The sequence below is a fragment of the Novosphingobium sp. genome (genome assembly GCF_041915465.1).
Taxonomy (GTDB): Bacteria; Pseudomonadota; Alphaproteobacteria; order Sphingomonadales; family Sphingomonadaceae; genus Novosphingobium.
In genome coordinates, this window is the sequence record NZ_JAYSBK010000141.1 from 1 (window position 1) to 6,338 (window position 6,338).

At 66.6% G+C, this 6,338-nt stretch carries 6 protein-coding genes; 3 read left to right on the forward strand and 3 right to left on the reverse strand.

What is annotated here, in order from left to right; translation table 11 throughout:
- A partial coding sequence (locus tag ACE3SN_RS15815) for a hypothetical protein (RefSeq protein WP_374531636.1) occupies positions 1–200 on the forward strand: 200 nt, incomplete at its 5' end.
- A gap of 78 nt (positions 201–278) precedes the next feature.
- On the opposite strand, the gene pgeF is transcribed toward ACE3SN_RS15815, so the two are convergent.
- Both pgeF and pepN read right to left on the reverse strand, forming a co-directional pair.
- Positions 279–1,067 carry a peptidoglycan editing factor PgeF gene (pgeF, locus tag ACE3SN_RS15820; protein WP_374531638.1) on the reverse strand — a complete coding sequence of 263 codons (789 nt, stop codon included), beginning with the start codon at positions 1,065–1,067 and terminating at the stop codon, positions 279–281.
- Positions 1,060–3,666, reverse strand: a complete 2,607-nt coding sequence (gene pepN, locus ACE3SN_RS15825) for an aminopeptidase N (RefSeq protein WP_374531640.1) — start codon at positions 3,664–3,666, stop codon at positions 1,060–1,062. The genes pgeF and pepN overlap by 8 nt, the downstream gene beginning before the upstream one ends.
- A 148-nt stretch (positions 3,667–3,814) precedes the next feature.
- Between pepN and ACE3SN_RS15830 the strand changes: the two genes are divergently transcribed.
- Together ACE3SN_RS15830 and ACE3SN_RS15835 are read left to right on the forward strand one after the other, a co-directional pair.
- On the forward strand, positions 3,815–5,122 hold the full coding sequence (locus ACE3SN_RS15830) for a M48 family metallopeptidase (RefSeq protein ID WP_374531642.1): 1,308 nt from the start codon (positions 3,815–3,817) through the stop codon (positions 5,120–5,122).
- A complete protein-coding gene (locus ACE3SN_RS15835) occupies positions 5,119–5,904 on the forward strand; it encodes an SDR family NAD(P)-dependent oxidoreductase (RefSeq protein WP_374531644.1) in 786 nt (261 codons plus the stop codon). Before ACE3SN_RS15830 ends, ACE3SN_RS15835 begins: the two co-directional genes overlap by 4 nt.
- On the opposite strand, the gene ACE3SN_RS15840 is transcribed toward ACE3SN_RS15835, so the two are convergent.
- A partial coding sequence (locus ACE3SN_RS15840; protein WP_374531645.1) for an EamA family transporter occupies positions 5,890–6,338 on the reverse strand: 449 nt, incomplete at its 5' end. The genes ACE3SN_RS15835 and ACE3SN_RS15840 overlap by 15 nt on opposite strands.

The window sequence follows — 6,338 nt, forward strand, 5'->3', positions numbered from 1 at the left end:
CCGTCGGCGGCAAGAGTGTCGGTGCCAGCATCATGTGCCATGGTCGAACGTATCCTGTTCCATCTGGCTTTCCCGGCGCATCGCCCGATTGGACCGACAAACCGGGGAAACCGTCCCAAATCCTGCGATCAGGAAGCCCCTTCACGAACCGTTACAAGCCCGGTGCAGCACCGGTCAAGGTAACGATTTGGCGGGCCTGATAGACGCGAAGCGCCGCCGTGCCAACAGCCAATTTATCAAGTTCTGTCGCATCATCCGCAAGCGCTGGGACAAGCGGCTCAACCCACGGCAATCAGCGATATCTGCCGTCCATAGTCCGGCTCGCCAAGGTGGGTGGCGCGGCGGAAGGAATAGAACCGCGCCGGATCGGGGTAGGTATCGAGACCGAGGCGCTCCACGGCCCCGATTCCGGCAGATTCGAGCCGCGCCGCGACATAGCCTTCGAGATCGAACTGGAAGTGGCCGGGCTTGCCGGATGCGAAGAAGCGCGCATTGGCGGGGTCAGCCTCGGCAAATCGCGCGGCAAAGCCCGCATCGACCTCGTAACTGGGCTGGGCAATGCACGGCCCCACCGCGGCAACGATGTCGGCCCGGTTTGCGCCCAGCTGTTCCATCGCGGCGATGGTGGAATCGGTTACCCCGCCGATCGCGCCCTTCCAGCCGGCGTGGGCCGCACCGACCACGCCAGCCTTGCGGTCGGCGAAGAGCACCGGCGCGCAGTCGGCGGTCAGGATGCCGAGCAAAACGCCGGGCCGGTCGGTAACCAGGGCGTCCGCTTGGGGACGATGCGCCTCGTCCCAGTTGCCTGCAACCTCGCAGACGTTGCCGTGGACCTGGTAAACGGTGACAAGCCGCGCACCCGGCAGCACCGCCGCGATCCCGCGGGCGCGGTTCTCCCGGATCGGGGCAAGCCGCGGGTCCGCGGGGTCCATTGCCCGCGTGCCCATGTCGAGCCCGGCGACCAGCCCCGTCGAAACGCCCCCGCGCCGCCCAAGGAAGCCGTGCGCCACCCCATCCAACACGCGGGCGCGGTTGACCTCGACCGGTTCGTGTCCGGCCTCAGGCAAGGCTCTTGCTCACCTGCTCGAAGGTGTCCTTCGACAGCTGCGGCGCGGCGGCGATCCGTTCCAGTTCGCTGCGCATCAGCGCGGCGCGATGCGGCTCGATCCGCCGCCAGCGCCCGAGCGGGGCGACGAAGCGCGCCGCCGTCTGCGCGTTGACCGGATCGAGCGCGAGGATCAGGTCGGCGATGATCCGGTAGCCCTCACCGCTGGCATCGTGGAAGGCACCCGGGTTCACCGCCATCTGCATGTACAGTGCGCGCACCCGGTTGGGATTGGCCATGGTGAAATCGGGATGGCTGGCCAGCGCCTTGACGTGGGCGAGCACGTCGGGGTGGAGCGATCCGGCCTGGAGCGAAAACCACTTGTCGATCACCAGCGCGTTGCCCGCATAGCGTGCGTGGAAGGCATCGAGCCGTTCCTGCCGCAGTGGGGTGTCGAGCCCGCACAGCACCATCAGCGCGCCCTGGCGGTCGGTCATGTTGTCGGCCGCGTCGAACTGCGCGGCGGCCAGCTGCGCGCCAAGTTCCGGCGCACCGGCGGCGAGCAGGACCAGCGCCTGGGTCTTGAGCTTGCGGCTGCCGCGCGCCTCGGCCGAGAGGCTGTAGGGCACAGCGCTGGCCCGGTTGTGCAGCGCGATCAGATCATCGCGCAGCGCCTTGCCGAGATAGGCCTTGAGCCCCTCGCGCTCATCGTGGATCAGGCCCGGATCGGCGACCAGCATTTGCTCGGCAAGGTAGGCCTCACCCGGCAGGATCATCAGTTCGCCGCGCATCAGGTCATCGAGCGCCGGATCGGCGATCACCGCGGCAAAGGCGCGGGCGATCGCCTCACGCCCGGCATCGCGCTCCGCCTCGCACAGGATTCCGCCGCCGATCAGGCCGACGAGGTGCTGGACGACAAGCTGCTGCATCGCTTCATAACGGGCGAAGGGATCGTCGTCGTGGGCGGCAAGGAACACCAGGTCCGTGCTCGACTGGTCCGTTTCCAGCGCAACCGGCGCCGAGAAGCCCCGATTGAGCGAAAGGACCGGGCGCGAGGCGAATCCGGCAAAGCTGAAGTTCGCTTGAGGTTCACTCAGCGTAACCAGTTGTTCACCATGGTGTTTCCCGGTTTCCCGGTCGAACAGCGCAATCCGCAGCGGGATCACCATCGGCTGCTTGTCGGCCTGGCCCGGAGTTGCCGGAACGGTCTGCGTCAGGGTCAGCGTGGCTACATCGCCGCTGTGGTCCAGCCGCGCGGTGACCTTCGGCGTGCCCGCCTGCGCGTACCAGCGGCGGAACTGGGCGAGGTCGATCCCCGCCCCTTCCTCGATCGCGCGGATGAAGTCCTCGCAGGTCGCCGCCTCGCCGTCGTGGCGCTCGAAATAGAGGTCCGTGCCCTTGCGGAAGCGTTCCACGCCGACCAGCGTGCGCATCATCCGGATCACTTCCGCGCCCTTGTTATAAACGGTCGCGGTGTAGAAGTTCGAGATCTCTTGATAGCTGTCGGGCCGGATCGGGTGGGCCAGCGGGCCGGAATCTTCCGGGAACTGGGCCGAACGCAGCACGCGTACATCCTCGATCCGCTTGACCGCTTCGGAGCCCATGTCCGCGCTGAACAGCTGGTCGCGCAGCACGGTGAAGCCTTCCTTGAGGCTCAGCTGGAACCAGTCGCGGCAGGTAATGCGGTTGCCCGACCAGTTGTGGAAGTATTCGTGGGCGACGACGCCCTCGATCCCGTCATAGTCCATGTCGGTCGCCGTATCGGGATCGGCCAGGATGTAGCGGGTGTTGAAAACGTTTAGGCCCTTGTTCTCCATCGCCCCCATGTTGAAGTCCGAGACGGCGACGATGTTGAACAGGTCAAGGTCGTATTCGCGGCCGAACACCTCCTCGTCCCACTTCATCGAATCCTTGAGCGCCTTCATCGCGTGGTGCGTGCGGTCCTGATCGCCTTCGCGAACCCAGATGTTGAGATCGACCTTGCGGCCCGACATCGTGGTGAAGCTATCGTGGTTGGCGACCAGATCGCCCGCAACCAGCGCGAAGAGGTAGCTCGGCTTGGGCCAGGGATCGTGCCATTCGGCCCAATGCGTGCCGTCATCCTCTTCACCGGTGGCCGTGCAGTTGCCGTTGGACAGCAGGATCGGGAAGACCGCCTTGGGCCCGCCCATCCGCACCTTGTAGATGGAAAGAACATCCGGCCGGTCGGGAAAGAAGGTGATACGGCGAAAGCCCTCCGCCTCGCACTGGGTGCAGAGCATTCCGCTGGAGGCATAGAGCCCCATCAGCTGGCTGTTGGCCGCCGGGTTGATCGCCGTTTCGATGCCCACCTCATGCGCGTCACCGGGCAGGTCGATCAGCAGGTCGTCCCCATCCATCCGCCAGGCGTTGGTGGCGGCGCCGTCGACCGTGACATTGCGCGCCGCAATCCCGTCACCGTTGAGACGCAGCACCGAAGAGTCGCCATTGCGGCGCACCGAGAGGACCGAACGAACTGTCGTCGCATCCAGCCCCAGCGCGAAATCGAGCGCGAATTCGGGGACCAGCCATTCGGGCGGGCGATAGTCCTCGCGGCGGATAACGGGCGGGGCGACGGGCGGTGTGTTGAGCGATGCGTCCATGATTCCCCATCTAGGGTGGCAGGGGCCGGGCCGCAAATGGCAAACGGCGCAAATGGCAAACTGCTGCTTGACACTTCGCGCCGCGCCGCCACAACCGCCTTATTCAAACAATACACTGGCCGTTTAGCCGGCTGGGGGGAAACGCGATATGAAACACCTGACCCGATACACGGCAATCGCGGCGTTGCTGGCGCTGGCCATGCCGGTGGCGGCACAGGCCGCCGCCTTTGATGTCGATGCCGCGACGCGCGCCTATCTCGACACCCTGCAAGGCGCCGCGCGTGCCAAGTCCGACGCCTATTTCGAAGGCGGCTATTGGCTGATCCTGTGGGGTGCGCTGGTCTCGGTCCTGTCCGACGGCCTGCTGCTGCGCTTCCGCCTTTCGGCACGGTTCCGCGATACGGCCGCGCGTTGGTTCAAGCGGCCGGGCGGAGTGACCTGGCTGACGGCCCTGTTCTACATGCTGGCCGGGGCGCTCATCACCTTTCCGTGGACGGTTTACACCAGCTTCGTGCGCGAGGGGCAATACGGGCTGATGAACCAGGATTTCGGTGGCTGGTTTGGCGATTACCTGAAGGGCTTCATGGTTTCGGTCGTGATCTTTCCGCTGCTGGCCATGGCGGTCTACGCCCTGATCCGACGGTATCCGAGAAGCTGGTGGCTGCGGGGCACGGGGGTCGTCTCCGCATTTCTGGCATTCGGGATGCTGATCGGCCCGGTCTACATTTCGCCGCTGTTCAACACCTATACCGAACTGCCCGCCGGGCCGGTGCGCGAACGGATCGTGGCGATGGCCGCCGCCAACCACGTCCCGGCCGAACACATCTATCTGTTCGACGCCTCGAAGCAGTCCAAGCGGATTTCGGCCAATGTCTCGGGCATCGGCCCGACGATCCGGATCAGCCTCAACGACAACCTGCTGAAACGCACCAGCGAGGCAGAAACCGCCGCCGTGATGGGCCACGAACTGGGCCATTACGTGCTGAACCACGTGTGGATCGGCCTCGCCGCCTTCTCGGCGCTGGCGGGCCTCGCGCTGTTCCTGATTTCGCGGCTTGGCCCGATGCTGATCGCCCGCTTCGGGGAGCGCTGGGGCGTTGAGAGCATCGCCGATCCCGCCTCGATGCCGGTGCTGGGGATCCTGCTGGCCGCATTCGGCCTGATTGCGACCCCGGTAACCAACACGATCATCCGCGTCGATGAGAGCCAGGCCGACGCCTTTGGCCTTAATGCCGCGAAGGAGCCGGACGGCTTTGCCTCGGTGGCGATGAAGCTGTCCGAATATCGCAAGATCGAGCCCAGCGCACTCGAGGAGTTCCTGTTTTACGACCATCCCTCGGGCGCGACGCGCGTGCGCATGTCGATGCAGTGGAAGAAGGATCACGTGCCGAACGCCCAAATGGTCGTGCCGCCGCCGCTGACCCCGGCCGGGCCGGAGCAACCGGCCAAGCCGTGAAGCCGCGCTGTTTCATCTTCGGTCTGGGCTACACCGCCACGCGCCTCGCCAGGGCGCTTGACGCGCTTGGCTGGGAAGTCGTCTCGACCGGCAGCGCCGGCACGCTGCGCTTTGACGATGCCAGTGCGGTGCGGCTCGCGCTGGCGGATAGCAGCCACGTGTTCTCCTCCGTCCCACCCGGCGGCGAGGGGACGGATCCGGTGCTCGATACTTATGGCGATGCGCTGGCGGGCAAGTGGCTCGGGTACTTCTCCTCGACCGGGGTCTATGGCGATACCGGCGGGGCTTGGGTCGATGAAACCGCACCTGTCGGCACCGGGCGTCGCACCGCCCGGGCCGAAGCGGACGCGGCGTGGCTAGCGATGGGTGCGCGGGTGCTGCGCCTGCCAGGGATCTATGGCCCAGGCCGCAGCGCACTGGAGCGGGTCCGCGAGGGCCGCGCGCACCGGATCGACCTGCCCGCGCAAGTGTTCAGCCGGGTCCATGTGGACGACATCGTCAGCGGCGCGCTGGCCGTGCTCGATGGCCCAGCCGGCGCCTTCAACCTGGCCGACAATGCGCCGTGCAGCCAGAATAGCGTGATCGAAGAGGCCTGCCGCCTGCTCGGCCAGGAGCCTCCGCCGCTCCAGACACTGGAAGAGGCGGGGCTGGGTCCGATGGCGCGGGCCTTTTATGCCGAGAACCGCCGCGTCGCGAACGGCAAGGCCAAACGCGTGCTAGGCTGGCAGCCGCGCTATCCGACGTACCGTGAAGGGCTGCGCGCCTGCTTACCTGCGTCCTGACAGCGCGATCAGCAGGCCGACCATCGCCAGCATCGCTCCGCCCGCGGCCAGAGCGGTCCAGCGATAGCCTTCGAACAGGGTCGACAGCGCCATCGCCACCACCGGCACGGCCACGCCGTTATAGGCGGCCTTGCCCGGTCCCCAATCCCGGATCAGCGCGAAATAGAGCGGGAAGGTGATCACCGAACCGATGATCGCAAGGTAGGCCAGCCCCGCGAGCTGCCGGGGGCTGGAGTCGAACACGGGTGGCCCCGCGGTCAGCGCGGCCAGCAGGGCGTCGGCCACTGCGCCTGCAACCATCGCCCAGGCGATCAGCACCACCACGCTCTGCCGCCGCGCGGTGTCGGTGGCCTGCATGACGTTGGCGATCGAGGCGCACAGGATCGCGCAGGCGGTGAAGGCAAGCCCGACCAGCACGTCACCGCCGCCCGCAG

What these genes read in the sequence shown, in the direction of transcription:
- pepN (WP_374531640.1), bottom strand. Translation starts at nt 3,666, where the DNA reads ATGGACGCATCGCTCAACACACCGCCCGTCGCCCCGCCCGTTATCCGC.
- ACE3SN_RS15830 (WP_374531642.1), top strand. Translation starts at nt 3,815, where the DNA reads ATGAAACACCTGACCCGATACACGGCAATCGCGGCGTTGCTGGCGCTG.